Raw genomic sequence first — 25391 nt, 5'->3', positions numbered from 1 at the left:
AAGGGAAATGAAAAGATAAATAGAACTACATAGAGATGACATCTTAAAAAGTGAGTGTTCCTATGAAGCGTGAGTCATTGTACTCTATGCAGCAGCCACGGGTCTGAATCTTTTTTTCACCCCACACAATGAATTAGTAACACTTAATTGATAAGTACTTAAGTAACAGAAAAGCCGCCCTTTTGCGGCTTTTTTTGTTGTTTCCAACGATATTCATTATACACACCAGAAAGTCCCCCGCTCATGGCAACTTGGTGTTGAAGATTTTGCCCCTTCATCTTGAGATTTTCCCCCTAGCCAAATATTGGGATTTACTAGAAAATAGAGGTACCTCCACGCTTCATGTATTTATTCTCCCTCCCTATGCTAATGAGTGAGTCCTAGCAAATACCTGTTAATATTTTTCAAGAGTGTGAGAGGTATTCCGAAAAATCGAAGGAGGCTCAAAAGCAATGCTGTTCACGAAAACCAGAACACGAAGGAATTTCGCGGTAGGGATCGTAGTTGCACTCGTTTTAACTCTATTCTCTTCCTTAGGTACAAACGTCAAATCGGCACATGCAGCTACTGATTACAAGCTGGTGGGTTATTATGCCTCATGGGCTGCTTATGGCAGAGCATTTAATGTAGCGGATATTGACCCCACAAAAATGAATGTCATTAATTACGCCTTTGCAGATATCTGCTGGAATGGGATTCACGGTAATTCAGATCCGACCGGTCCCAACCCGGTAACATGGTCCTGTCAGAATGAACAAGGGCAGACCATTAACGTTCCCAACGGTACGATCGTTTTGGGAGATCCATGGATTGATGCCCAAAAGAGCTTCGGAGATGACAAATGGGACGATCCTATTAAAGGGAACTTGAAGCAGCTTTGGAAGCTTAAAGAGAAAAATCCTAAATTGAAGACAGTAATCTCCGTTGGCGGATGGACTTGGTCGAATCGGTTCTCCGATGTTGCCGCTACGGCAGCAACCCGTGAGGTTTTTGCCAACTCAGCGGTTGATTTTATTCGCAAGTATCAAATGGATGGCGTTGACCTGGACTGGGAATACCCCGTAAGCGGCGGTCTTGCAGGGAACAGCTACCGTCCGGAAGACAAAGGGAACTATGTACTGCTGCTCCAAAAAATCCGTGAGAAGCTGAATGCAGCCGGTACCACTGACGGTAAAACCTACCTGCTAACCATCGCTTCCGGTGCAGGCCCCGCTTACATTCAGAACAATAATCTTGCAGGCATCTCTTCTGTTGTCGATTGGATCAATATTATGACCTATGATTTTAATGGGAGCTGGAACACCACCACTGGACACAACGCGCCTTTATATTATGACCCTGCAACTGCTGGAACAGGTTTAACAGAACCTGCAAATTACAATATCGATAAGGCGGTAACCAGCTATCTGCAAAATGGGGTACCTGCAAGCAAACTCGTTCTAGGAATGCCTTTCTACGGCCGAGGTTGGGGTGGAGCTCCAAGTTCGGGAAATGGACAATATCAAGTATCCTCCGGTTTATCCTCCACGGGAACTTGGGAGAAGGGCAGCTATGATTTCAACGATCTGGAAGCCAATTACATCAATAAAAACGGCTATACCCGGTACTGGAATAATGTATCCAAAGTCCCTTATCTGTATAATCCCGCCACCCAAACCTATATCAGCTATGATGACACAGAATCCTTTGGATATAAGACAAGTTACGTGAAATCCAAGGGATTGGCAGGAGTCATGTTCTGGGAGACCAGCGGCGACCGTAACAGAACCTTGCAGAACAAGCTGAGCAGCGATCTGGGCGGCGGGGTAGTAATTACACCAACTCCTACACCTGCTGCCACAGCGACACCTTCACCAACACCGTCTGCTACTCCAACAGCAACTGCAACTGCGTCTCCAACACCTACACCGACACAAGGAACCACAACAACCTGGAATTCCACAGCTGTGTATACTATTGGACAACGTGTTATCTATAACGGGATCCTTTATGAAGCCAAGTGGTGGACACAAGGGGACCGTCCGGACCTCAGTGGTGCTGACGGTCCTTGGAAGTTCTTAGGTGTAAGCGGAACCGCTACCCCTACGCCTTCAGCAACATCCACACCAACACCAACAACAACGCCAACTCCTACGCTATCTCCAACACCGACCGCTACCGCGACTCCGGGGGTTAATACCTGGACGGCTGGAGTCGCTTATAAAGTAGGCGATACTGTATCCTACAGTGGAAAAACTTATACTTGCCTTCAAACCCATACCTCCCTACAGGGATGGGAACCTGCTACAACTCCGGCCTTATGGAAGTTGAAGTAATCCAAAGTTTTTAAGTCAGCATATTATAGAGCACTAAAAATCAAGTCTTAGTCATATGTCAAAAGCTAAAGGGTATTCCGACACCATTATACATGGGTGATGGAATGCCCTCTTTCTTCTTTAATCTTCTTGGTTTGGGGTGTTCCGATCTGCATTCAAATCAGATTTCTCATTGCCGATTAAAGCCATTTGCACATTATCCATAATGCCTCCAACAACTTCATCCAGGCCCTTAAGTCCTTCACGTCCTTCCTCACTTTTATCCGGTTCTGGAATTGGCTCAACGCCGGGTCCGAGATTGTCATAATTGATCATGTTATTCCCTCCTTCTATATAACTTTCTGTAGCATTAACATATCCACGAAACGTACTATTAATTCAATAAATCAGGGCACTTTAATCCATATCGTCTGATCTTTATACATAAACAAAAAAGCATGACCCATTAGGGTCATGCTTTTTTCCTGTGCTTGGCAACGTCCTACTCTCCCAGGACCCTTCGGTCCAAGTACCATCGGCGCTGGAGGTCTTAACGGTCGTGTTCGGGATGGGTACGCGTGGAACCCCTCCGCTATCGCCACCAAACGGCAGGCTTAATCGCCTGAAAACTGAATCCGAAACAAATCTGCGTTTAGATATTTGGATAAGCCCTCGACCGATTAGTATTGGTCAGCTCCATGCATTGCTGCACTTCCACCTCCAACCTATCTACCTCGTCGTCTTCAAGGGGTCTTACTAATTGGGAAATCTCATCTTGAGGGGGGCTTCACGCTTAGATGCTTTCAGCGCTTATCCCGTCCGTACGTAGCTACTCAGCCATGCTCCTGGCGGAACAACTGATGCACCAGCGGTACGTCCATCCCGGTCCTCTCGTACTAAGGACAGCTCCTCTCAAATTTCCTGCGCCCACGACAGATAGGGACCGAACTGTCTCACGACGTTCTGAACCCAGCTCGCGTACCGCTTTAATGGGCGAACAGCCCAACCCTTGGGACCTACTTCAGCCCCAGGATGCGATGAGCCGACATCGAGGTGCCAAACCTCCCCGTCGATGTGGACTCTTGGGGGAGATAAGCCTGTTATCCCCAGGGTAGCTTTTATCCGTTGAGCGATGGCCCTTCCATGCGGTACCACCGGATCACTAAGTCCGACTTTCGTCCCTGCTCGACTTGTAGGTCTCGCAGTCAAGCTCCCTTATGCCTTTGCACTCTTCGAATGATTTCCAACCATTCTGAGGGAACCTTGGAACGCCTCCGTTACTCTTTAGGAGGCGACCGCCCCAGTCAAACTGCCCGCCTGACACGGTCCCCGTACCCGATTAGGGCACTAGGTTAGAACCTAGATACGATCAGGGTGGTATCCCAACGTCGCCTCTGCAGAAGCTTGCGCTCCTGCTTCTCTGGCTCCCACCTATCCTGTACAGATCGTACCCAAATTCAATATCAAGCTGCAGTAAAGCTCCATGGGGTCTTTCCGTCTTGTCGCGGGTAACCTGCATCTTCACAGGTATTAAAATTTCACCGGATCTCTCGTTGAGACAGCGCCCAAGTCGTTACGCCATTCGTGCGGGTCAGAATTTACCTGACAAGGAATTTCGCTACCTTAGGACCGTTATAGTTACGGCCGCCGTTTACTGGGGCTTCGGTTCACAGCTTCGGATTGCTCCTAACCGCTCCCCTTAACCTTCCAGCACCGGGCAGGCGTCAGCCCGTATACTTCGCCTTGCGGCTTCGCACAGACCTGTGTTTTTGCTAAACAGTCGCTTGGGCCTTTTCACTGCGGCCCCCTCGTGCTATTCACACTACCGGGGCACCCCTTCTCCCGAAGTTACGGGGTCATTTTGCCGAGTTCCTTAACGAGAGTTCTTCCGCGCGCCTTAGAATTCTCTTCTCGCCTACCTGTGTCGGTTTGCGGTACGGGCACCTTCTCCTGGCTAGAGGCTTTTCTTGGCAGTGTGAGATCATGACCTTCGCTACTACAATTTTCGCTCCCCATCACAGCCTGGCCTAATAATGTGCGGATTTGCCTACACATTAGCCTCACTGCTTAGACGGACACTTCCATCAGTCCGCGTCACTACCCTCCTGCGTCACCCCATCGCTCATAGCGGATTACGGTGGTACAGTAATTTCAAACTGTTGTCCTTCGACTACGCCTTTCGGCCTCGCCTTAGGTCCCGACTTACCCTGAGCGGACGAGCCTTCCTCAGGAAACCTTGGGCTTTCGGCGGATCAGATTCTCACTGATCTTTTCGTTACTCATACCGGCATTCTCACTTGTATACGCTCCAGCACTCCTCACGGTATACCTTCAACGTATATACAACGCTCCCCTACCCCAGATACTTAGTATCTAGCCATAGCTTCGGTGGTGTGTTTAGCCCCGTTACATTTTCGGCGCAGAGTCACTCGACCAGTGAGCTATTACGCACTCTTTCAATGGTGGCTGCTTCTAAGCCAACATCCTGGTTGTCTGTGCAACTCCACATCCTTTCCCACTTAACACACACTTGGGGACCTTAGCTGATGGTCTGGGCTGTTTCCCTTTCGACAATGGATCTTAGCACTCACTGTCTGACTCCCGGCAATAAGTATATGGCATTCGGAGTTTGACTGATCTTGGTAACCCTTGCGGGCCCCGCAACCAATCAGTGCTCTACCTCCACTACTCTAATACCGAGGCTAGCCCTAAAGCTATTTCGGGGAGAACCAGCTATCTCCGAGTTCGATTGGAATTTCTCCGCTACCCCCACCTCATCCCCGCATTTTTCAACATGCGTGGGTTCGGGCCTCCAGTGCGTGTTACCGCACCTTCACCCTGGACAGGGGTAGATCACACGGTTTCGGGTCTACGTCCACATACTACATCGCCCTATTCAGACTCGCTTTCGCTGCGGCTCCGTCTTCTCGACTTAACCTTGCATGTTAAACGTAACTCGCCGGTTCATTCTACAAAAGGCACGCCATCACCCATAGATAGGGCTCTGACTTTTTGTAAGCACACGGTTTCAGGTTCTATTTCACTCCCCTTCCGGGGTGCTTTTCACCTTTCCCTCACGGTACTGTTTCACTATCGGTCGCCAGGTAGTATTTAGCCTTAGCAGATGGTCCTGCTGGATTCATACGGGGTTTCACGTGCCCCGCACTACTCGGGATCCGTCTCGGAGAGAATATGGTTTAGGTTACAGGGCTTTTACCTCTATCGCGGGCCTTTCCAGACCTCTTCACCTACCAGATTCCTTTGTAACTCCATGTGAGACGTCCCACAACCCCAAGGGGCAAGCCCCTTGGTTTAGGCTGTTCCGCGTTCGCTCGCCGCTACTGACGGAATCACTATTGTTTTCTCTTCCTCAGGGTACTTAGATGTTTCAGTTCCCCTGGTCTGCCTCTACATACCCTATGTATTCAGGTATGAGTAACTGCGAATTACCACAGCTGGGTTTCCCCATTCGGACACCCCCGGATCAAAGCTTGCTTACAGCTCCCCGAGGCAGTTTCGTTGTTCGCCACGTCCTTCGTCGGCTCCTGGCGCCTAGGCATCCTCCGTGTGCTCTTATTAGCTTAACCAACGCTTCGATGTTTCGTTTGTTTACACAATCGAATATCTCCGCTAAGCCATAATTTCACTTCACTTGTTTGCACAAGTTACAGTAATAAGATGTTCTAAAACGCAAATTCGTTTCGGTATCCAGTTTTCAAGGATCAATCTCGCTTGTTTTCGGGCCAATCACGGATGTGTTGGTCGAAAATAACGAGGATTTTTGAGAGCTTAAACTCTCAAAACTGAGCAACGAGTGAGTGGTTCGAACCTTCAAGGGTCCTTATAGAAGCTTAACGCTTCTGTTCGAATGTTTCCGTTACAGGAAACGATTCTCCATAGAAAGGAGGTGATCCAGCCGCACCTTCCGATACGGCTACCTTGTTACGACTTCACCCCAATCATCTACCCCACCTTCGGCGGCTGGCTCCCTTGCGGGTTACCCCACCGACTTCGGGTGTTGTAAACTCTCGTGGTGTGACGGGCGGTGTGTACAAGACCCGGGAACGTATTCACCGCGGCATGCTGATCCGCGATTACTAGCAATTCCGACTTCATGCAGGCGAGTTGCAGCCTGCAATCCGAACTGAGACCGGCTTTGTTGGGATTCGCTCCACCTTGCGATTTCGCAGCCCGTTGTACCGGCCATTGTAGTACGTGTGTAGCCCAGGTCATAAGGGGCATGATGATTTGACGTCATCCCCACCTTCCTCCGGTTTGTCACCGGCAGTCTGCTTAGAGTGCCCACCATAATGTGCTGGCAACTAAGCATAAGGGTTGCGCTCGTTGCGGGACTTAACCCAACATCTCACGACACGAGCTGACGACAACCATGCACCACCTGTCTCCAATGCTCCGAAGAGGGACACTATCTCTAATGCTTACATCGGGATGTCAAGACCTGGTAAGGTTCTTCGCGTTGCTTCGAATTAAACCACATACTCCACTGCTTGTGCGGGTCCCCGTCAATTCCTTTGAGTTTCAGTCTTGCGACCGTACTCCCCAGGCGGAGTGCTTACTGTGTTAACTTCGGCACCAAGGGTATCGAAACCCCTAACACCTAGCACTCATCGTTTACGGCGTGGACTACCAGGGTATCTAATCCTGTTTGCTCCCCACGCTTTCGCGCCTCAGCGTCAGTTACAGCCCAGAAAGTCGCCTTCGCCACTGGTGTTCCTCCACATATCTACGCATTTCACCGCTACACGTGGAATTCCACTTTCCTCTTCTGTACTCAAGCCACCCAGTTTCCAGTGCGACCTTAGGTTGAGCCCAAGGTTTAAACACCAGACTTAAATAGCCGCCTGCGCGCGCTTTACGCCCAATAATTCCGGACAACGCTTGCCCCCTACGTATTACCGCGGCTGCTGGCACGTAGTTAGCCGGGGCTTTCTTCTCAGGTACCGTCACTCCGATAGCAGTTACTCTACCGGACGTTCTTCCCTGGCAACAGAGCTTTACGATCCGAAAACCTTCATCACTCACGCGGCATTGCTCCGTCAGGCTTTCGCCCATTGCGGAAGATTCCCTACTGCTGCCTCCCGTAGGAGTCTGGGCCGTGTCTCAGTCCCAGTGTGGCCGTTCACCCTCTCAGGTCGGCTACGCATCGTCGCCTTGGTGAGCCGTTACCTCACCAACTAGCTAATGCGCCGCAGGCCCATCCCTCAGTGATAGATTGCTCCATCTTTCATTCTCTCCTCAGGTGAGGAAAGAAATTATCCGGTATTAGCTACCGTTTCCGGTAGTTATCCCAGTCTAAAGGGCAGGTTGCCTACGTGTTACTCACCCGTCCGCCGCTAAATAATTTTGAAAGCAAGCTTTCAAAATTACTCCGCTCGACTTGCATGTATTAGGCATGCCGCCAGCGTTCGTCCTGAGCCAGGATCAAACTCTCCAAATTGTATTTAGAAAGAGCGATTGCTCATTTTGAAACATCTGACGAGAATTAAAAAATTCTCTAATCATGGTCTTCAAGAAGTCCATGATTTTGGATTTTACTTTCGTAAAATCCCACTCACTCGTTGTTCAGTTTTCAAAGATCAAGTTCTCGTTGTCGGCGGTTAATGTCTCACCAGCAACTCTTATAATATATCATATCCAACCGTGTAATGCAAGCTCTTTTATCAACTTCTTTTCGAGCTCGGCATCAACATTTCTTGGCCGGAGTAATAATATATCACGTTTGTCACCATCAAACAAGTTGTAATATATTCCAGCGTGCTCACCAATCAATAGTAATGACTGGATCTGTAATACTACACTCATTAAGTAACAATAACAACACTTAGAATATTCCAGTACTTTAAGTGTTGTAGAGCTAATGCATATATTTCTGGCATCAAGACTCATACAACTTTAGCAGCTGATATTTGAGTGAAGGTCTTTATTAGTAGTATCCCAAATGTCTGGGTCAAACTTTTGCCATAGAAGCTTTATATTACTGGTGGATAAACTCGATTCAGTAGTAATAGTAGATGTAGTGTCTACAGCAGCAGTTTGCGTGTGAAGAAAAGGTGCAAAGATACCGCCAATGAGTAGTACCGCTGAAATTAGGATAGTATTTTGCTTGTCGTTTGATTTTTACATTTAGATAATTTGCTGTTCCTCATGGGATATCTCTCCCTCATTATTACAATATAACTAATCCTCGGAGTTGCTCTTTAACGTTGTTCGTACACAGACCTCCATGAAAACAGATAACAGTATGGATATCAAAATCCAGAAATTTGGATACAGACTTTTGTGCAGCAACTAGGTCAAGTGTAGTCCGGCTTGTAGGGGGTTTTAAGTCGCCCTTATCGCAATACAATGCATCACCTGCAATGAGAATTTTATGTTGTTTTAAGTAAAGACTAATATGACCTGGAGTGTGCCCTGGGGTAAATATCACATGAACGCCGCCAAAAAAGGGGAGCACATCCCCTTCATTCAATATTCGGTCCACTTTTACTATAGGAAGATTATGTACTAAATGTTGCAAGTCTTCAGGTAAATCTAATTTTAGTAGTGGTTGTTTCCCTTCAATAAAAGGCTTGTCCAATTCATGAGCATACACCGTTAAGTTATTTCCTGAATGATCAATTAAGGCTGGCAAACTTCCTATATGATCAATATCCTGGTGGGTAAGTATTACTGATTTCAAACGATCAAAGGGTGTCCCTACTCTTTCAATCCCATCTATAATCTGTTTATCTTGGCCTGGCATTCCTGTATCAATTAATATAGCCATGTTTTCGTCCCAAATTAATGTAGGGTTTAAAGTTATATTACCTATATTTATTGGGATAATCGCAACACCCTCTGCTACTTTCATCATACTCTCTCCCCTTCAAAATCTTTTGAGGTATTATAAATTTCATGTGGAATACAATCCTGCAAACTATCTAGCGTCAGTTCGATATCCATTGCATACCAGTGATACATAGCATCATCAAAATCAATTATATTACATGTTGTGGATTCGTCATCGTAAAATACATTATCAAATTCAAAGTCATAATGAATCAATCCATAATTACTTTTCGATTTGGGGATCGATGCAAAATAATCTCGTAATAATTTCGTTTCATTAATGCTGCTGCCTCATCCGGAATGTCTATTAATTTATCATGGATGCAATCTAAAACATCACTATATGACCATCTTTGAGTGTTATCGGGTGTGTATCGACTAGATAAAAGATGGAGCCTTTCTAGAGCTTTTCCATAGCTGTACAAAATGGTATCACAAAAATCGGTATTGTTAATCTGCTCACCAGAAACACGTTTAAACACAGATGCATAGTATTCTCCCCATGGGGTCTGGATCTCTATAAGCTCCTCGCCACACTTCGATATAACCGATTCTAAAACTCCGTACTGGTTATCACGTAAGTAAGAAATAAAATCAAGGTTTTTCTTTCCATTCTCTATTCCATTAGGTCCAATAATTCGAGCGAAATTATCCTGACTTGTTTTTTAAATCGTTATATCGTAATATTGAGATATAGTGATGTTGAATTAAAGGAGGACGCTCACCGTGGATAATGATTTTGAACAATTTAATGAGGCCTCTGACATTTTGAAGGCCCTAGCTCATCCGGTTCGGTTGTGTATTGTGAAAGGACTTCTGATGAAAGGTTCTTGCAACGTTGGATATATGCAGGAATGTTTGCATCTCCCTCAGTCCACAGTGTCCCAGCATTTGCAAAAACTTCGCAACTTCGGCGTTGTCAAAACCGAACGTAATGGACTCGAAGTCAACTACACCATTGCTGACGTCAGAGTAAAACAACTAATTCAAGTTTTCTTCGGGGAGGATCATTTATGAGTAAGAAAGTTCTGATTGTCGGCGGAGTTGCTGGTGGCGCTTCAGCCGCTGCACGTCTGCGCCGGTTGGATGAAGAAGCACATATTGTGATGTTTGAGCGCGATGAACACATTTCTTTTGCCAATTGCGGGTTACCTTACTATATTGGCGATTCAATTAAGGACCGCTCCAAACTAATCGTACAGACTCCGGAAGCCATGTACAATCGCTTTAATCTTGATATTCGCACAAAAAGTGAAGTCACTCGTATCGACCCTGTTTCCAAAACAGTGCGTGTTAACAGCATTGAACGCGGTATTTACGACGAAAGTTATGATTACCTCATTTTAGCACCCGGCGCAAAACCTATACGTCCTGCGTTACCCGGCATTGATAGTTCCAAGATATACACATTGCGTAACATAGCAGACACGGATCGTATAAAAAAACGCGTAACCGAAACAAATTCGAAATCGGCTATTGTTATAGGCGGTGGATTCATCGGGGTGGAAATGGCAGAAAATCTTAAAGAGGTTGGACTGGATGTCACCTTGGTTCAAGCCGATCCCCAGCTTTTGGCGCCGTTCGATATCGAAATGTCCCATGTGTTGGCCCAAGAACTAGAACAACATGGCGTCAATCTGCTCTTCTCAGAAAGTGCAAAAGCATTCAAGGAAATAGGTGAACAAATTCAAGTCGAGTTAGCCGGCGGAACAACGTTAGATACGGATATGGTTATTTTGGCTATTGGCGTTACGCCTGACACCTCCTTTTTAAAGGATAGCGGAATAGAACTCACTTCTAGAGGTCACATCATCGTGAATGAAAAGTTAGAAACTAATTTAGATGGCGTGTTTGCTGTAGGTGATGCGATACAAGTCGTCGATTTCATTAATGGAAACAAGACCGCTATCCCTTTAGCTGGCCCCGCCAATAAACAAGGGCGAATTGCTGCGGATAATGTATGCGGTTTGGGAGTGACATATAAAGGTTCACTAGGAACATCGATTATTAAAGTATTCGGTTTGACGGGAGCAGCTACTGGTAACAACGAGAAAACTCTTCAGAGATTGGGAATTCCCTACAAGGTAGCTTATGTTCATCCAAATTCTCATGCTTCGTATTATCCAGGTGCTACACCCCTTACAATAAAGCTACTCTTTGATAATACAGGCACTGTACTAGGCGCCCAAGCTGTAGGGTCTGGCGGAGTGGATAAGCGTATTGATGATATTGCAACCGTTATTCACTTCCGGGGAACCGTCCACGATATGACCGAGCTTGAGCTTTCCTACGCCCCACCCTATTCATCTGCAAAAGATCCTGTTAATATGGCCGGCTATACTGCGGAAAATATACTTGCAGGCAGAACGGAAGTGTTTGTTCCCCAAGACTTGAATACCCGTGACCCTCAGAAGACAATTCTGGTGGACGTACGTTCTGAGATTGAGCACAATAATGGCCACATTCCCGGTTCTATACTTATTCCCGTGGATGAACTCCGCTCACGTCTAAGTGAATTGGATTCCACTAAAGAGATTTGGGTATATTGTCAAGTTGGTTTGAGAGGTTATACTGCCTCGCGAATTTTACAGCAAAAGGGATATAATGTTCGAAATTTAACCGGCGGTTATAAGACCTATAAAATGGCCACTTATACGCCAACCAATAATACAAAACCTTTGACGGTGCCGAAGTCTACAGTTTATAGACAAGAATCAGCTGTAGCCGTTGAGCAGCAAGAAAACGAGTTACGTGCTGATTCTGAATTAGATGTTTGTGGATTGTGTTGCCCTGGCCCGCTCATTCAAGTCAAGCAACAGATAGATCGGCTGGAAAACGGTCAAGTGTTACACGTAACAGCATCGGATCCCGGTTTTTATGAAGATATTATACCTTGGGCACGAATGTCGGGGAATCAGTTGATTAATGTAGGTAAGACGAAAAGCGGTATGACTGAGGCTTTTATAAGAAAAGGAACCCCTATTGTTCCTGTTGCCGCGGAATTGACAGCGACCCGCTCGGAGGGCACCTCTATGGTGGTGTTCAGTGGGGATCTCGACAAAGCCATAGCATCCTTTATTATTGCTAACGGAGCTGCATCCAGCGGAAAAAAAGTGACCATGTTCTTCACATTCTGGGGATTAAACGTGATCAGAAAGTCTGAGAAAGTACCTGTATCAAAAAACTTTATTGGGCGTATGTTTGGGGCTATGATGCCCCGCGGCAGTCAAAAGCTGACGATATCGAAGATGAACATGCTGGGACTAGGTACAAAAATGATACGCGGTGTCATGAAGGGTAAAAACATTTCGTCCTTGGAAGAATTAATTCAAACTGCAATTCAACAAGGTGTTGAAGTGGTTGCTTGTTCTATGTCAATGGATGTGATGGGGATTACAGAAGAAGAGTTTATAGAAGGCGTAAAAATCGGCGGTGTTGGCTACTATCTCGGTAAGGCAGATCAATCCGGTATTAATCTGTTTATTTAATCTTTCATTTCGCAGGTGATAAATCAATTATCCTGTACAAGAACACAAGAAGGCTGCCGAGAAGTTTCTCGGCAGCCTTTTTCAGGTTGCACATTAAAAAGTGATACACACTTGCTAACTTACTCCCTAGATAACCTTACCCACACCGGCTATATCCGCAATTACTGCAAGTCTTACAGCCTTCGATATTCACCAGGGATGCGCTGCCGCAGGATGGGCAGAGATCACGTGAAGATGTTGCATGGTTGTGCGAGCCGTGGCCACCATGACCAGCATCTGTAAGAGTTACTGAGTTCAGTTCAGCATTTAAAGCGTCCGTGAAATCCTCAAGTTCCAGAGTTGCAGCTATAGGGGCTGGGATGTGGTCATCTTGCGTGTTGTTCAACACATGGGTTTCCAAGGCCTTGGCAACAGCATCGGCTATGGACTCTACACGATTTGCACCAAATCCAATGGCGCCGGAACCGCCGATCCCCTTCAAGTGTTTGATTAACAGTTCAACCTTTTGACCATGGTCTCCATAACGGAGGAACAAGGAGCAGACACGACCTAAAGCTTCTGCCATAGCGAATACGTCAGAACCAGCCTTGCCTACATTTAGGAAGATCTCTGCCGGAGTTCCATCCAGATCGTTGATTGTTATATAAGCCATACCAAATGGCGTGTTGATCTTATAGGTAGCACCACGAAGAATCTGCGGGCGTTTCTTGTATTGTTTATCCAGCTCGTTAGCGGTAGCTTGCGGTACAGGGCTTGCTACTGCTGCATTTGCAGCTACAGGATCAGTCAGTTCAGCTTCAGAAGCTGCTGATTCAACAACTTCTTCTTTTATAGGAGCATCCTTCTTCTCTTCCTTGTTCTCTGTTTGCAGTACTTGTACGTCACGGCTGCCATCACGGTAGATGGTTACACCTTTACAGCCTAAATCAAAGGCCATTTCGTACAATTCTGCCGTCTCTTCAACAGTGAAATCGGCAGGGCAGTTAGCTGTCTTGGAAATCGAACTGTCCACCCAACGTTGAATAGCAGCTTGGGCACGGATGTGATCTTTGGCTGACAGATCCATTGAAGTTACGAAATATTCAGGAAGTTCTTCACCCGGATGGGCTTCCAGCCATTCTTGCGCAATCGGTACGAACTGCTCATCGAAGCCGAGACGGCTTTGGCGGTAGTATTTAAAGGCAAAATAAGGCTCAATTCCTGTTGAAGTTCCCACCATAGTTCCGGTACTGCCGGTAGGAGCTTGGGTGATTACGGTTACGTTGCGCATTCCGTTCTCACGAATGGCTGCGCCTACTTCCGGATAGGTTTCGGTGATGTTTTTCATAAATCCGCTCAACAGATATTTTTCAGTATCAAAAGCTTGGAAGGAACCCTTCTCGCCGGCAATCTCAGCAGAAGCTAAGTAAGCCTCGCGTGCCATGAAGCCGTACAGCTTGTCCAAAAACTCCAGCGATTCAGGACTTCCGTAACGGATATTGAGCTTGATCATCAGCTCAGCCAATCCCATGGTACCTAGGCCCACACGACGTTCGAGCTTCTGATTGGCTTCATTCTCCGGGAAATGGTAAGGAGTCTTATCAATAACATTGTCCAAGAATCGTACAGAATAACGTGTTGTAGTCGCAAGATCTTCCCAATCTACATCATGTTTCTCTTCGTCATAGAATTTAGAGAGATTCACAGCTGACAAGTTGCAGACACCCCAGCCTGGAAGACCCTGCTCACCGCAAGGGTTTGTACAAATGATAGGATTGAAATACCAGCTGTTGGACATCTGGTTGTAGTATTCCATGAAGACAACACCAGGCTCTGCCGACTTCCATGCCGATTCAATAATGGTCTGCCATACGTCACGTGCTTTGACGGTACGGTAATGGATAACGCTGCGCCCTTCGGCTTTCCATTTGTCGAGGTCTCCGTCCCAAATTTCGTTGTAATCTGGATACGTAGTATCCGGGAATACCAAATCCCAATCCAAATCTTCCTTCACAGCTTTCATGAAGCTGTTGCTCACACATACGGACAGATTGGCATTGGTAACTTGCCCCATGGTTTGCTTCACGGTTATGAAATCCACTACATCCGGGTGCCAATCATTAATCATCAGCATCAGCGCACCGCGACGGCTGCCCCCCTGCTCAATTAGTCCTGTCGTGTAACTGAACAGACCGCCCCAGGATACAGAGCCGCTTGAAGAACCGTTTACACCGCGGACAATTGCTCGTCTTGGACGTAAGGAGGAAAGATTAATTCCAACTCCGCCGCCACGAGCCATAATTTCCGTCATTTCAGATAATGTCTGCATGATACCGCCACGGCTGTCCTTCGGAGAAGGGACTACATAGCAGTTGAAAAGAGTAAGCTCTTCGCTCGCCCCTGCCCCCGCAGCAATACGTCCACCGGGAACCAGCTTCCAGTCATCCAGAATACTGCGGAATTTGCCTGTCCATTCCTGCTGAAGCTCCGGCGTCTTCTCAACAGAAGCCATAGCTCCTGCCAGTCGATCCCACATTTCTTCAGGTGTTTTTTCAATATTAAGAGTCAGCTTCTCAACGTCGGTTTGTACATGCTCGCCTCGGCGAGTCTTTACCGTCACGATTTGACCGCTGCGCTCCACAATTTCGCCGACTTCCTTCGTTGGGAACTTCGGATCGTCCTTGGTAAGAACCAGTACGACATCGCCTACCTTGGCATTGTTACTGTCGGCATCCTTCCAAGCATAACGGTCCAGAAATATTTTCTCGCTCAGGCCCTCTAGACGCTGATTACGTTCCACTGTACTCAATAAAAAAACCTCCCGCAAATGTGATAGTGCTTCCGTTTCAGGTGTGGGTTATCACGTTTTGTGACCCACAACAATAACCTCCCGGCAGATGTCTCTTTCTCTAAAAGCGACATTAGGAAGTTGTTCTTGTCAATAACAAATAACCGTTCTTTGCCACATTTAAACCCAGATTTAAAACAATTGTCACAATATATTGTGTGCGCCCATCTATAAACTATACCACATATTGTATCACAGGTCTTTTCCGAAAAAAGTGTCCATCTGCCTAAATTTCAGCAATTCACCCTGCATTATCTCACTCTAGGTTATGAATTCTCTCTTTTACGAGCATACTACTTCTACGGATCACTATGTAATTCGCACCGGAGGTGGATGATATATGACACAATTATTCCGCAGTTCCATGCCCGAAAAGGGGCTGGAGTCTACACCCGTAATGCCGGTTCCTCTATCCTTTGACCGCAGTTGGCTGATGGATTTGGAGTCTAGACTAGACAAAGGCGGCCCTTGGGGAGACTGGAAATTATCACAGCTAGCTGTTCAAGGTGAGGAATCCGATTTAGTCACAAGCTTCACGGAGCTGCAGTGTATGAAGCATTTATCCGGACTGTCCCCTCTACCCCACCAGATGGATACGGCACATAAAGTGCTGTTTCAAATGTCTGGGCGGGCGATCCTTGCTGATGAAGTGGGATTGGGAAAGACGATCGAAGCAGGGCTTATTTTAAAAGAATATATCGTTCGCGGACTTGTCTCCAAAGTTCTTATCCTCGTGCCTGCTTCTCTAGTTCTACAGTGGGTGCGCGAGTTGAATTCCAAGTTCGGGATCTCGGCTGTTGCCCAGAAAAAATTATATTCTTGGGATAATAATATCGTCGTTGCCTCAATGGACACTGCCAAACGAGATCCCCATAAAGAGATTCTGCTGAATAATGAATACGATTTGTTGATTATCGATGAAGCGCATAAGTTGAAAAATAAAAAAACGACCAATTATATATTTGTACAACAGCTGCGTAAAAAATATTGTTTACTGCTCACTGCCACTCCTGTACAGAATGATCTGGGCGAATTGTTTAACCTAATCACACTGCTGAAGCCGGGTCAACTTGGCAATCAGAGCGATTTCGCCAGCAATTTTGTCGTGGATAAACGGCTGCCTAAAAATGAAGAACAGCTTAAAGGCGCGCTTTCCAAAGTCATGATTCGAAATCGACGGGGAGAGGGTCCGGTAGTCTTTACAAAACGTAAGGTCCGAAATATTCCACTCACTCTGTCAGCCGAGGAAAAAGTATTATATGACGGAGTTACCGCTTTTGTCAAAGACCAATATCAGGAGTCCGGCGGCAATCTTACAAGTATGCTTTCATTGGTTACGCTTCAACGGGAAGTCTGTAGTAGCCGGGATGCTGTATTCCTTACTCTGGTCAATTTGATGAAGAAGCTCCCTCCCGACTCCCCAAAACGCGAGCGTATGATGGATTTACTGCAGATGATCCGTACCGTCAAAACCAATACCAAAGCCGAAACAACCATCGCGCTTATCAAAGAGATGAATGAAAAGGTTATTGTGTTCACCGAATACCGGGCCACTCAAGAGTATTTAATGCAGTATTTTCGGGATCATGGTATCCAATGCGTTCCTTATTCCGGTGGTATGAACCGTGGCAAAAAGGACTGGATGATGGATTTATTCCGCGGGCGTGCTCAGGTGATGATAGCAACGGAAGCCGGAGGCGAAGGTATTAACCTGCAATTTTGCCATCATATGATCAATTTCGATCTTCCCTGGAACCCTATGCGGGTAGAACAGAGAATCGGACGTGTTCATCGGTTGGGCCAAGAGCATGATGTTGTCATCTATAATTTGTCCACTGAAGGCACTATTGAAGAGCATATTCTTCATTTACTTCATGAAAAAATTAATATGTTCGAGATGGTCATTGGCGGGCTGGATGTAATTCTGGAGCGTTTCGAGAAAAAGGAATCACTGGAGAAAAGTCTCTATAAAATTATTCTCGAAGCAGGAAGCGACGAGGAACTTCGAAATAAAGTGGATCTAATCGGTGAATCGTTAAGTGAATTGAAAGATGGTGCAACATGACCCTAACCCCACAGCAAATTAGAACACAAGTCATGGATTACCTGGAAGCTACAGAATGCTCCATTATTGAAAAGTCACCACATCATGTTACGGTGAAGCTCTCACCGCGTGCGGACCGGATGCTGACAGACCGTCCTTATTACTGGGGGTTCGTAGAGCGAACGGGTGTTGTTCCGGAGACTCTATCCTTTAATTTCGTTTTTGATCCAGAGAAATACGATGAAATGACGAATCCAAGCAGTAGTGCACCGGGGACAGCCCCGGCTTCTAATCCACAGGACAGCATTCTATCCCGCTACTTCGGCGTAGCCCCCACAGCCCCGTGGTTGGGACCAGGTATGATTCGCCGGGAGGACATTATCTATGGCAGCAAACGTTTGCGGCAGATTTGGACGGCAGCCCAAGATGAAGGCAAATGCTTATATTTGTTCGAAGAACCTGGGGCCAGACAACGAACCACATTATTCTCGGCGTCCTATGAACCTTGGCTCGGTGTATGTTTTAAGGTTGAAATGACCTGCGATTTAAAATGCGAACAATTGAACTTTATCGGAATATCTCTTGCCAGCGGGGTTATTGTTGATCATTTCGAGAAAAAGCTAACATTGGGATCGCTTCAGCTTACACCCCGCCTCCCGGAAAATGTTCATATAAAACCCTACGAAATGTCTCCAACTGTAGGCACAGAACGGCTGGAGGCCTATCTTACCTCTAAGCTTGCAGAACTGGATTACAGCTGGGCAGAAGAAGCTCGGGAACGTTTGCGGCTGGAGCTGGCCATCATAGACGTGTATTACGAAGAGATGTTGAAGGAGCCGGATGAAGAAAAGCGGTTAGCTGTGGAAGAGCAGTATTCAAGGCGGCATAAAGAAACCGTTTGGCAATACGAACCCAAAGTTACAGTTTCCGCAATAACCTACGGTCTGTTTCATCTGCGAAGTACGTAGGATGTGACCCCTCTCGCTAAAAGCAGGCAAAATAACAAGAGAAATCGCGAGGTCCCGCCCGACAGCAAGTAACACTCTTTTCGGAGCTTGTCCTCTACAATAAAGTTAAGGGCATCCGGAATAGGAAAGGTGAACGATCCACATGAAAAGAAAAGATCGGTGGAGGAATTCTGCCGGGAAAAAGGCTTGCTTCTTCCTGCTAATAAGCATAGGGCTGGCGACGGCGAGCTTTAGTTTCCCTGTACCGCTCGCTGCTACTGGAAATTCGGTTACGGCATATAAGAACGCCACTCCTGATTTGAACATGACAACCGCTCCCGCTCCGGGCACGCTCAAGGACTTCGTCCAGCTTCATATAGACAAGCTGGCTGAAGAAGCAACCTTTAAGGATTGGAAGGGTGCACAAAGCGAGTACTATCCTTTAGGACCTGGAACTCACAGCTGGCTTGTCAATGTGATGAAGGGTAAACAACGCATCGGCTATCTGATTATTACCGCTAAGAATGAAGGCGGGTACATGTTAAGCGAATACGGGGCAGGATATGAAGGTCTGCCATACAGCTTGAAAGAACTGCGCCAGTTACTGGTGCAGGAAGGACTTATTACATCTACTACTTCAGGAAATCTGACATTGACACCACTGTATGCCCCTCTTCTGCCGTTATGGGAAGTTTCGATCTCTGGGAAAAAGCTGTTCATTAATGCTGCTGTGCCCGAAGTTTTGCCGTGGAATTCCAGCAAAGCAGAAGCATTACTTAAAAAGGCAGTAACCGCTGCGAATCATGGCCTTACGGGTGAATCTAACCTGTCACCCCGGGAGGTCTACCAAACCAATCAGTCGTCTGATCCCTATGACAATTTGCTCTGGCTGACGAATCCCAAGCTGCCCATGACTAGCGATAACGACTTTTCTGCTTTGCTGAAACGTAAGGGGAATCTCGTATTTCAGTCCGCTGGTCAAAATGAAAGTGTGGGTGCTCCGCTCATGATTACGGGATATCAGATCTGGACGGCAGAACCTCAGACTGAGGGATCGGGAACAGGTAGTATAAACAAACTGTATACTGCCATCGGGCCACAAGGCAGACGATTCGTTCCGCTATCTCTCCTTCAGCAATACGGAACATTACATCAGGTTTCCACAACGAGTAACTGATACCCAAAGTATACTAAAAGAAAAACAACCTTCGAGCCCAATGCTTCGAAGGTTGTTTTGTACTTATTCCTTGTTTTTGCGGTTCCACTTACTACGCCAAATGGATAGGCCAAGCGGTAGCATCCCAAACCATTTCTGTGACCAGGGCTGCTTGGGCACTTCTGAACGACGGCTGCGCGGGTCTTCCATATATATGACTACCTTTTCGGTAATATATTTCACTAACTCGTCACCACCCTTTGAAGCCATTAGAGCCCACTCCTTTCGAATACTATTAGGATTAAAAAAAGTTATCAGTATTCTTAGTTTGCACCGTTCTCGTACGTTCTAAACAGTGGGTATAAGCTCGAATAGATTTCCCTTGAAAAGCACAATCTAACAAAGTATCTCTTGTGAAGGTTGTGATTCCCTTGGGGATAAAGGTTAAAAGGCTTCTTATTACGTTAATTACGAGTTCCCTATTCTTGGCAACGGGCTTTGACTATACTTACGCTGCTCCTGAACAAAATTCGAAACAGTCGCCATTTATACTCGGGAATGATCAGCGTGTGATTCTGATTGACGCCGGACATGGCGGTGTCGATGGAGGAACCTCTTACGGTTCAACTCTGGAAAAAGACCTTACACTTGCAATATCACGCAAGCTGTATTTAATTTTGCGAAGTAACGGTTTAGATGCTGTTCTAAATCGTTTCGATGATTATGCACTCAGCGATGAGAACCGATGGTTCCCTAGCTCATCTCGTCATCGTCGTGATTTAACCCAGCGGAAAGGACTGGCTGACGCTATTCCCACTTCTGTGGTTGTCAGCATACATGTAAATTGGGCACCTTCTTCAACCAAGAATGGGCCGCTTGTCCTGTATCGTAAGGAAGGGCGCAGCTACATCCTGGCAAAGGCGATTCAAAATCAGCTAAATCAGCTGTATGACGTCAATATCAGACCTGAGCATGGAAAGCCGTTCTTTCTGCTAAATAAAATAACCGCCACAACAGTAATTGTTGAGGCGGGATTTATTAGCAGTCCTATTGATCGGGTCAAGCTCTACAGTCCACAAGGCCAGAAGGAAATAGCAAAAGCCATTGCCAACGGAATTGCTGTATACCTTACGGAAATCTAGGCTCTGTACCCCATTTCCCTTCAGCCTTTAGCAGATCAGATATTCCTATAAATTCTACACTACCCTTCATTTCATCAATACCACTGCGAATGCCTGCGGCAGTTTCTATTCCTTGAATGCCCACATGGCCAATGGTTACACAGTAGTGAGATTTCATTGCTTTTTGTCTCACTAGACGCATTTGCTGTAAAACATACAATGAGCTATGCGTATTATCAAGAAATACTTGATTCTCTATTCGGGGCAATCCCATTTCCTCCGACATTTTGCCGACAACAGATCTAAAATTGGTTTTGCTGTCTACGAAGAATAGACCTCTTTCACGGCATACCGATAACACAATCCTCATCACTCGCTCATCGCTGGTGACTTTAGAGCCCATATGATTATTTATTCCAATTGCATAAGGTACATTATCTAAAGCAGCCTCCACCCGTTCGCGAACCTCATCATCGCTCATGGTTGCTAAGACCGCTCCGGGTCCCAGCCATTCCGGCTTGCCGTTACGAGGCTCCATCGGAAGGTGGAGAAGGACGTCATCCCCCCGATTATGGGCGCGTGTAGCATCTGCTACTGTAGTGGACAAGAAGGGCATCACCGCGACCGTAAGCTTTACCGGAAGGTTAAATATTTCCTCTGTACCTCTCAATCCATTGCCAAGGTCATCAATAATTAGGGCTACTTGACTACGGGCTGAGTTCGTATGGGTTGGAGATACGGCGTGACTCGCGGCCACAGCTACTGGTACAGGAATCATAGCTACTACCCCTGTCACAGCTATTAGCATAACTTTGGTTATTCTGCATCCTAGAGTTCTCCACCCGCAGCGCAATCTTTCTTTCATTAGAATCACTCCCCTGTATTCACCTGTTCTCAGTGTTTGTCGCCTGAAGAACATTTATGTGCAGACAGAGGGACCAACTATTTACAAGCTATTAATTGAATGTACTAACACTCAATTCTGCAAAAAACACATGCGTCCCGTCTCGATGACTGACCTTTATGGTACGTTCCTCCTTAGGAAGCAGATCAAAATAGTTATCACTCAAGCGGATCCTGCCTTGAGGCAAATCGATTTTGACCATTCGGGCTAAAATAGACCCCGCTTTAATCGTTACGGTCTGCAGTTCTTCATCTGCAACAACCTCAAGCTGCGAATTCTGCAGCAACAAATCCTTCGGATCTCGCAGGTAGTAATAATTATCCGGTGCCGCAGATCCCTCCGCTGACACTTTTACGATCACCTGTTCAGGCAGGTTGCCGTTAATTATCTCTCCCTCCTCTGCCTGACCCAGAAATACAGCTTGATTGCTGGTAACCTCAGCAACCCAATCCCTTCGGTATACTTCGGTACCATCAAAAGTAATCACTTGTATGATCACTTTTCCCTGATAAGAATCTAAAGTGTCGTTAACCACCCACAGCTTCAGCGGCTCACCCGGTTCATGGTCAATAGATAACAATATAGGATGAAAGAATTTACGGGCATAATAAAAAGAAGCTTTCGGCAACAGCTCATAATCTATCATCGACCAGCTGGTTCCTCTGTTTACGCTTACAAGTTGTTGAAGAAGTTCATCCTTTATTACATATTTTAATAGGTACGGATATTGGGAATCCAAAAGAATTGGTATTACACAGCCTCTTGCGAGCGGATATACTATTATCGCCGGAGGAGCGGATATTTGGGGACTGACGGATCAGTTTCATTACTCATATTCGAAAGTTCAAGGTGACTTTGATCTAGCAGATTTGTACACAAAGGCAGGACTTATGGCCAGAGAATCACTGGAAGCGGATGGTGCCCATGCGTATTTCATGGTCTTCCCAGATAATAGTCCTCGTAACAAAAATAACGGGGGATATGAATTTCAATTTAGAGAAGTAAGCTCCGGTGATAGTGCAGCTATTTACCCGGAAGATTATACAACAGAGCCTCCGATATTCCCGGTTAATTATCCAAATACATGGGTGCGTTTGCAGAGAGATAAGGATGAATTTCATGCGTGGTACAGCACTGACGGCGTGGAATGGATAATTATGCTGCAACACGATTAGAATAGGCAAACTTCACAACTAGGCTTGGTCGTACCGAAAGTTAGTTATTAATATTTATGACCGTAGATAAAGTCACTCTTTAGCAACTCTGAAAAATCATCTACTATTCTATCTGCTTGTGATAAATTTTGTTTACCCATGGGATTTTGGTATCCAATGCAGAAGATATTCGCCGCTTTGGCGGCAGATATACCGTGAGTTGAATCTTCAATCACCACACACTCACTTGTAGGTACTCCCAACTGTTCTGCAGCTCTCAAAAATATGTCAGGGAATGGTTTTGATTTCTCCACTTCAAAGCCACTTACAATCACATCAAAATAAGGTTCAAGTTCAAACATTTGTAGCACCATTTTAATTTTTTTCCTTGATGCTGAAGAAGCAATTGCAAGTTTGATTCCTTGTCCATATAATGCTTTAATTAGTTGGTCAACTCCCTTGATTGGCTTCTCATTTTTCAATAAAGCTATTTCATGCAGATATTTATTTTGAAATAATTCAACCAATTCCATAACTGAATATTGAACGTTATATATTTCTTTTATTCTTGTGAACAACTCAATGGATGTTATACCTATATAAGTTTCATACTGTTCTGAGGGTATATCCCAATTAAATTCTCGACAGAATTCATTGAACACACGAAAATGAATCGGTTGGGTGTCAATGATAACTCCATCCTTGTCAAATATTACTGCTGAAAATTTCATTTGATTGCACCTCTTAATCAGTCAGTTAAACAACACATTACTACGTTCTGTTGCTAATCTCATTTAATACTTTTGAATACAGCATATCAAGATCCTTATCAAGGATCATTTTTTGATTCACAATAGCGTAAGAAGTATCCGGACAGTCAAAACAATAGCCCATACAATCGTACACTTTGACCAGTTCTCCATTACTCAAACTTAATCTATCTTTGATTCGCCAAGCCCCTGTTACTTGGAGATTATTATGACAAAACTCTATTAGGTTCATTATTATCCGTCCTAACATGGAGATCTTGGATTAATAAATTTAATACTTTCGGATGATGGAAAACGTCCTCTTGTTCGTTGTTCCCTACCATTATTAATAAATCTAATTGCTGCTCTGTAATAATATTATTTATATATGAATAATCCGGCTTTTTCCCATCTTCAAATGTATAGACTTTATCAAATAATTCAACTAAATTAAGTCTATCTAAATCCGCATTAACTCTGTGCAACTTGGCGTTAGAAATAAGAAGAACTGGATAATAAACAGCCTTTAACTGTAAAATTAAATTGAAGACTTTTGGATTTATAGTAAGCCCTTCTCGATAACTCTCTTCAATTTCCACAAAATCCAATTGAAACAATTTTGCTATTTGTTTTCTTGAGACTTTATTTTTTAATAAAAGCGACAAAGATTTCTTATTCTCTTCACTTACAGACTTTGTAAAGGCTTTATCCCATGCAGCTGATGAAAAAACCAACGTATCGTGCAGGTCAAATGCATATCCTATATTAGACAACTTCGATCACACTTTCTGACACCGTCGGCAACTTAATTTCACTGAGAGCTTTAAAACTTAAATTCAGATTAAGATAAGATAAATCCTCTTGGCTCAATGCTCCCATAAACATGATGTGATCCTCACGAATTTCATAATTATTTTTTATTCCAATTCTTAACATCATTTCTCTAATTAACGAATGATCCGGCATTTTCCGCTCTGAACACCGTCTTATATTCGGGCAGTCAAACACTGTACAATTAAAATTCTTACGATCATTATGTAGAAAGTCTGCTTTTTCTAACCAATAACAAGTGATACAAGAAGTATGTCTGAATAATAAATATTCAGGACAAAGCTCCTTTCGAATTTTGTTTATTCGATCAAAAACTTCTTTTTCAACATATTTATGCTTTTTAGTATATTCATTAAATGGTACATTTTTATCCAGATTAACCAGTCGCTCATTTACCGTATCATTAACCCGCAGACCGGATATGACTGAAACATCAAATATCGGCGAAACAAGCTCCAACATATGTTTAATTTGTTCATTGCTATCGTTTTCCCCAGTAATTAAAGGTCTCCAATAATGAATTTTTTTGATATTTTTAGCTTTTTCAAGCTTTTTGATTCTTCTCACTTGATACTCTGCTGTCACCTTCTCAAGATCTGTTTTAAGTCCTGAGAATGAAAAGAAAACATACAAGTTTAACTCCAAGCTGTCTAGAAATTCTATTTCCTTCTCCGTCAACTCTATCTTACTGATTAGGTATATTGGATTTTTTATATTATATTTTTCTAGAATTTTCATTATATTGAAAGTACTGTTTTTAACTTCTCTGAGTAAAGGATCGGATTTATTATTAATGCTAATAGGCGTTATATCTTTTGTGAAATACTTATTTTGAAGTAGTTGCTCTACTACAGATTCTTCGTCAAGAATCTGTAGTGGTCTTTTCGGAAATTCTAATGAGGATAAAATACAATACTCGCACCCCAAATAACATCCAACATGTGTATTAATGGAGATCGACGTCTTTAGATATTCGATAGAGTAATCCCTATCATTCCATAATAGTTTCTCCACTTTGACCCTTCTC

19 protein-coding genes and 3 rRNA genes are annotated in these 25391 nt (G+C 44.9%); 8 read left to right on the top strand and 14 right to left on the bottom strand.

Annotation, left to right across the window (positions count from 1 at the left end; translation table 11 throughout):
* Positions 1-452 precede the first annotated feature (452 nt).
* The gene (locus PWYN_RS17025) at positions 453-2315 is read left to right on the top strand and encodes a glycosyl hydrolase family 18 protein (RefSeq protein ID WP_036654504.1); all 1863 of its coding nucleotides are present in this window, start codon (positions 453-455) and stop codon (positions 2313-2315) included.
* A gap of 120 nt (positions 2316-2435) precedes the next feature.
* Here the strand turns inward: PWYN_RS17025 and PWYN_RS17020 are convergent, their stop codons facing one another.
* The 6 genes from PWYN_RS17020 to PWYN_RS30685 all read right to left on the bottom strand — a co-directional run bounded on the left by PWYN_RS17020 (position 2436) and on the right by PWYN_RS30685 (position 9425).
* A complete protein-coding gene (locus PWYN_RS17020; protein WP_036654501.1) occupies positions 2436-2630 on the bottom strand; it encodes a hypothetical protein in 195 nt (64 codons plus the stop codon).
* 153 nt (positions 2631-2783) lie between these two features.
* Positions 2784-2900: ribosomal RNA gene (gene rrf, locus PWYN_RS17015) — 5S ribosomal RNA — on the bottom strand.
* Positions 2901-2954: 54 nt separating this feature from the next.
* Positions 2955-5881 (bottom strand): 23S ribosomal RNA (locus PWYN_RS17010).
* 313 nt (positions 5882-6194) lie between these two features.
* A 16S ribosomal RNA gene (locus PWYN_RS17005) occupies positions 6195-7752 on the bottom strand.
* Together the 16S, 23S and 5S rRNA genes form the textbook arrangement of a ribosomal RNA operon.
* Before the next feature lie 729 nt (positions 7753-8481).
* Positions 8482-9165 carry an MBL fold metallo-hydrolase gene (locus tag PWYN_RS17000; protein ID WP_205622803.1) on the bottom strand — a complete coding sequence of 228 codons (684 nt, stop codon included), beginning with the start codon at positions 9163-9165 and terminating at the stop codon, positions 8482-8484.
* The gene (locus PWYN_RS30685) at positions 9165-9425 is read right to left on the bottom strand and encodes a phosphotransferase (RefSeq protein WP_084146771.1); all 261 of its coding nucleotides are present in this window, start codon (positions 9423-9425) and stop codon (positions 9165-9167) included. The genes PWYN_RS17000 and PWYN_RS30685 overlap by 1 nt, the downstream gene beginning before the upstream one ends.
* Before the next feature lie 444 nt (positions 9426-9869).
* Here PWYN_RS30685 and PWYN_RS16990 point away from each other — a divergent pair, with 444 nt between their 5' ends.
* Both PWYN_RS16990 and PWYN_RS16985 read left to right on the top strand, forming a co-directional pair.
* Entirely contained in the window at positions 9870-10160 is a 291-nt protein-coding gene (locus PWYN_RS16990; protein ID WP_036654493.1) for an ArsR/SmtB family transcription factor, read from the top strand.
* The gene (locus PWYN_RS16985; protein WP_036654491.1) at positions 10157-12631 is read left to right on the top strand and encodes an FAD-dependent oxidoreductase; all 2475 of its coding nucleotides are present in this window, start codon (positions 10157-10159) and stop codon (positions 12629-12631) included. Before PWYN_RS16990 ends, PWYN_RS16985 begins: the two co-directional genes overlap by 4 nt.
* Before the next feature lie 136 nt (positions 12632-12767).
* Here PWYN_RS16985 and PWYN_RS16980 read toward each other — a convergent pair whose 3' ends face one another.
* Complete coding sequence (locus PWYN_RS16980) at positions 12768-15419, bottom strand: adenosylcobalamin-dependent ribonucleoside-diphosphate reductase (RefSeq protein WP_036654489.1); 2652 nt, start codon at positions 15417-15419, stop codon at positions 12768-12770.
* A 379-nt stretch (positions 15420-15798) separates the two neighbouring features.
* On the opposite strand from PWYN_RS16980, the gene PWYN_RS16975 reads away from it, so the two are divergent.
* The 3 genes from PWYN_RS16975 to PWYN_RS16965 all read left to right on the top strand — a co-directional run bounded on the left by PWYN_RS16975 (position 15799) and on the right by PWYN_RS16965 (position 19626).
* On the top strand, positions 15799-17523 hold the full coding sequence (locus PWYN_RS16975) for a DEAD/DEAH box helicase (protein ID WP_084146770.1): 1725 nt from the start codon (positions 15799-15801) through the stop codon (positions 17521-17523).
* The gene (locus tag PWYN_RS16970; protein WP_036654487.1) at positions 17520-18470 is read left to right on the top strand and encodes a YqhG family protein; all 951 of its coding nucleotides are present in this window, start codon (positions 17520-17522) and stop codon (positions 18468-18470) included. Before PWYN_RS16975 ends, PWYN_RS16970 begins: the two co-directional genes overlap by 4 nt.
* Positions 18471-18612: 142 nt before the next feature.
* Positions 18613-19626 (top strand): hypothetical protein, encoded by a 1014-nt coding sequence (locus PWYN_RS16965; RefSeq protein ID WP_036654485.1) that lies wholly within the window; start codon positions 18613-18615, stop codon positions 19624-19626.
* A 63-nt stretch (positions 19627-19689) separates the two neighbouring features.
* On the opposite strand, the gene PWYN_RS16960 is transcribed toward PWYN_RS16965, so the two are convergent.
* Positions 19690-19875 (bottom strand): YqzE family protein, encoded by a 186-nt coding sequence (locus PWYN_RS16960; RefSeq protein ID WP_036654483.1) that lies wholly within the window; start codon positions 19873-19875, stop codon positions 19690-19692.
* A 215-nt stretch (positions 19876-20090) separates the two neighbouring features.
* On the opposite strand from PWYN_RS16960, the gene PWYN_RS16955 reads away from it, so the two are divergent.
* On the top strand, positions 20091-20747 hold the full coding sequence (locus PWYN_RS16955; RefSeq protein WP_240479781.1) for an N-acetylmuramoyl-L-alanine amidase: 657 nt from the start codon (positions 20091-20093) through the stop codon (positions 20745-20747).
* Here PWYN_RS16955 and PWYN_RS16950 read toward each other — a convergent pair.
* Both PWYN_RS16950 and PWYN_RS16945 read right to left on the bottom strand, forming a co-directional pair.
* Positions 20734-21591: a divergent polysaccharide deacetylase family protein gene (locus PWYN_RS16950; protein WP_084146768.1), complete on the bottom strand. Its 858-nt coding sequence runs from the start codon at positions 21589-21591 to the stop codon at positions 20734-20736. The genes PWYN_RS16955 and PWYN_RS16950 overlap by 14 nt on opposite strands.
* Positions 21592-21682: 91 nt before the next feature.
* A complete protein-coding gene (locus PWYN_RS16945; RefSeq protein WP_157261201.1) occupies positions 21683-22276 on the bottom strand; it encodes a glycoside hydrolase family 2 protein in 594 nt (197 codons plus the stop codon).
* Between the two features lie 244 nt (positions 22277-22520).
* Here PWYN_RS16945 and PWYN_RS16940 point away from each other — a divergent pair, with 244 nt between their 5' ends.
* Positions 22521-22805 (top strand): hypothetical protein, encoded by a 285-nt coding sequence (locus PWYN_RS16940; RefSeq protein ID WP_036654476.1) that lies wholly within the window; start codon positions 22521-22523, stop codon positions 22803-22805.
* A gap of 47 nt (positions 22806-22852) precedes the next feature.
* Here the strand turns inward: PWYN_RS16940 and PWYN_RS16935 are convergent, their stop codons facing one another.
* Genes PWYN_RS16935 through PWYN_RS16925 form a run of 4 tightly spaced genes read right to left on the bottom strand, consistent with a single transcriptional unit; the run spans position 22853 to position 25378 of the window.
* Positions 22853-23515 carry an HAD family hydrolase gene (locus tag PWYN_RS16935; RefSeq protein WP_036654473.1) on the bottom strand — a complete coding sequence of 221 codons (663 nt, stop codon included), beginning with the start codon at positions 23513-23515 and terminating at the stop codon, positions 22853-22855.
* Positions 23516-23555: 40 nt separating this feature from the next.
* Positions 23556-23786, bottom strand: coding sequence for a DUF1450 domain-containing protein (locus tag PWYN_RS30680; RefSeq protein WP_169744129.1), 231 nt, complete (start codon positions 23784-23786; stop codon positions 23556-23558).
* Positions 23761-24306 (bottom strand): HAD family hydrolase, encoded by a 546-nt coding sequence (locus tag PWYN_RS16930; protein ID WP_036654469.1) that lies wholly within the window; start codon positions 24304-24306, stop codon positions 23761-23763. The genes PWYN_RS30680 and PWYN_RS16930 overlap by 26 nt, the downstream gene beginning before the upstream one ends.
* Positions 24299-25378 (bottom strand): radical SAM family protein, encoded by a 1080-nt coding sequence (locus PWYN_RS16925; RefSeq protein ID WP_036654466.1) that lies wholly within the window; start codon positions 25376-25378, stop codon positions 24299-24301. Before PWYN_RS16925 ends, PWYN_RS16930 begins: the two co-directional genes overlap by 8 nt.
* Between the last annotated feature and the right edge of the window lie 13 nt (positions 25379-25391).

Origin of the sequence: Paenibacillus wynnii (assembly GCF_000757885.1) — a bacterium.
Lineage (GTDB): Bacteria > Bacillota > Bacilli > Paenibacillales > Paenibacillaceae > Paenibacillus_AQ > Paenibacillus_AQ wynnii.
The sequence above is the reverse complement of the archived record's forward strand: the minus strand, read 5'-3'. Positions and strand labels throughout refer to the sequence as shown.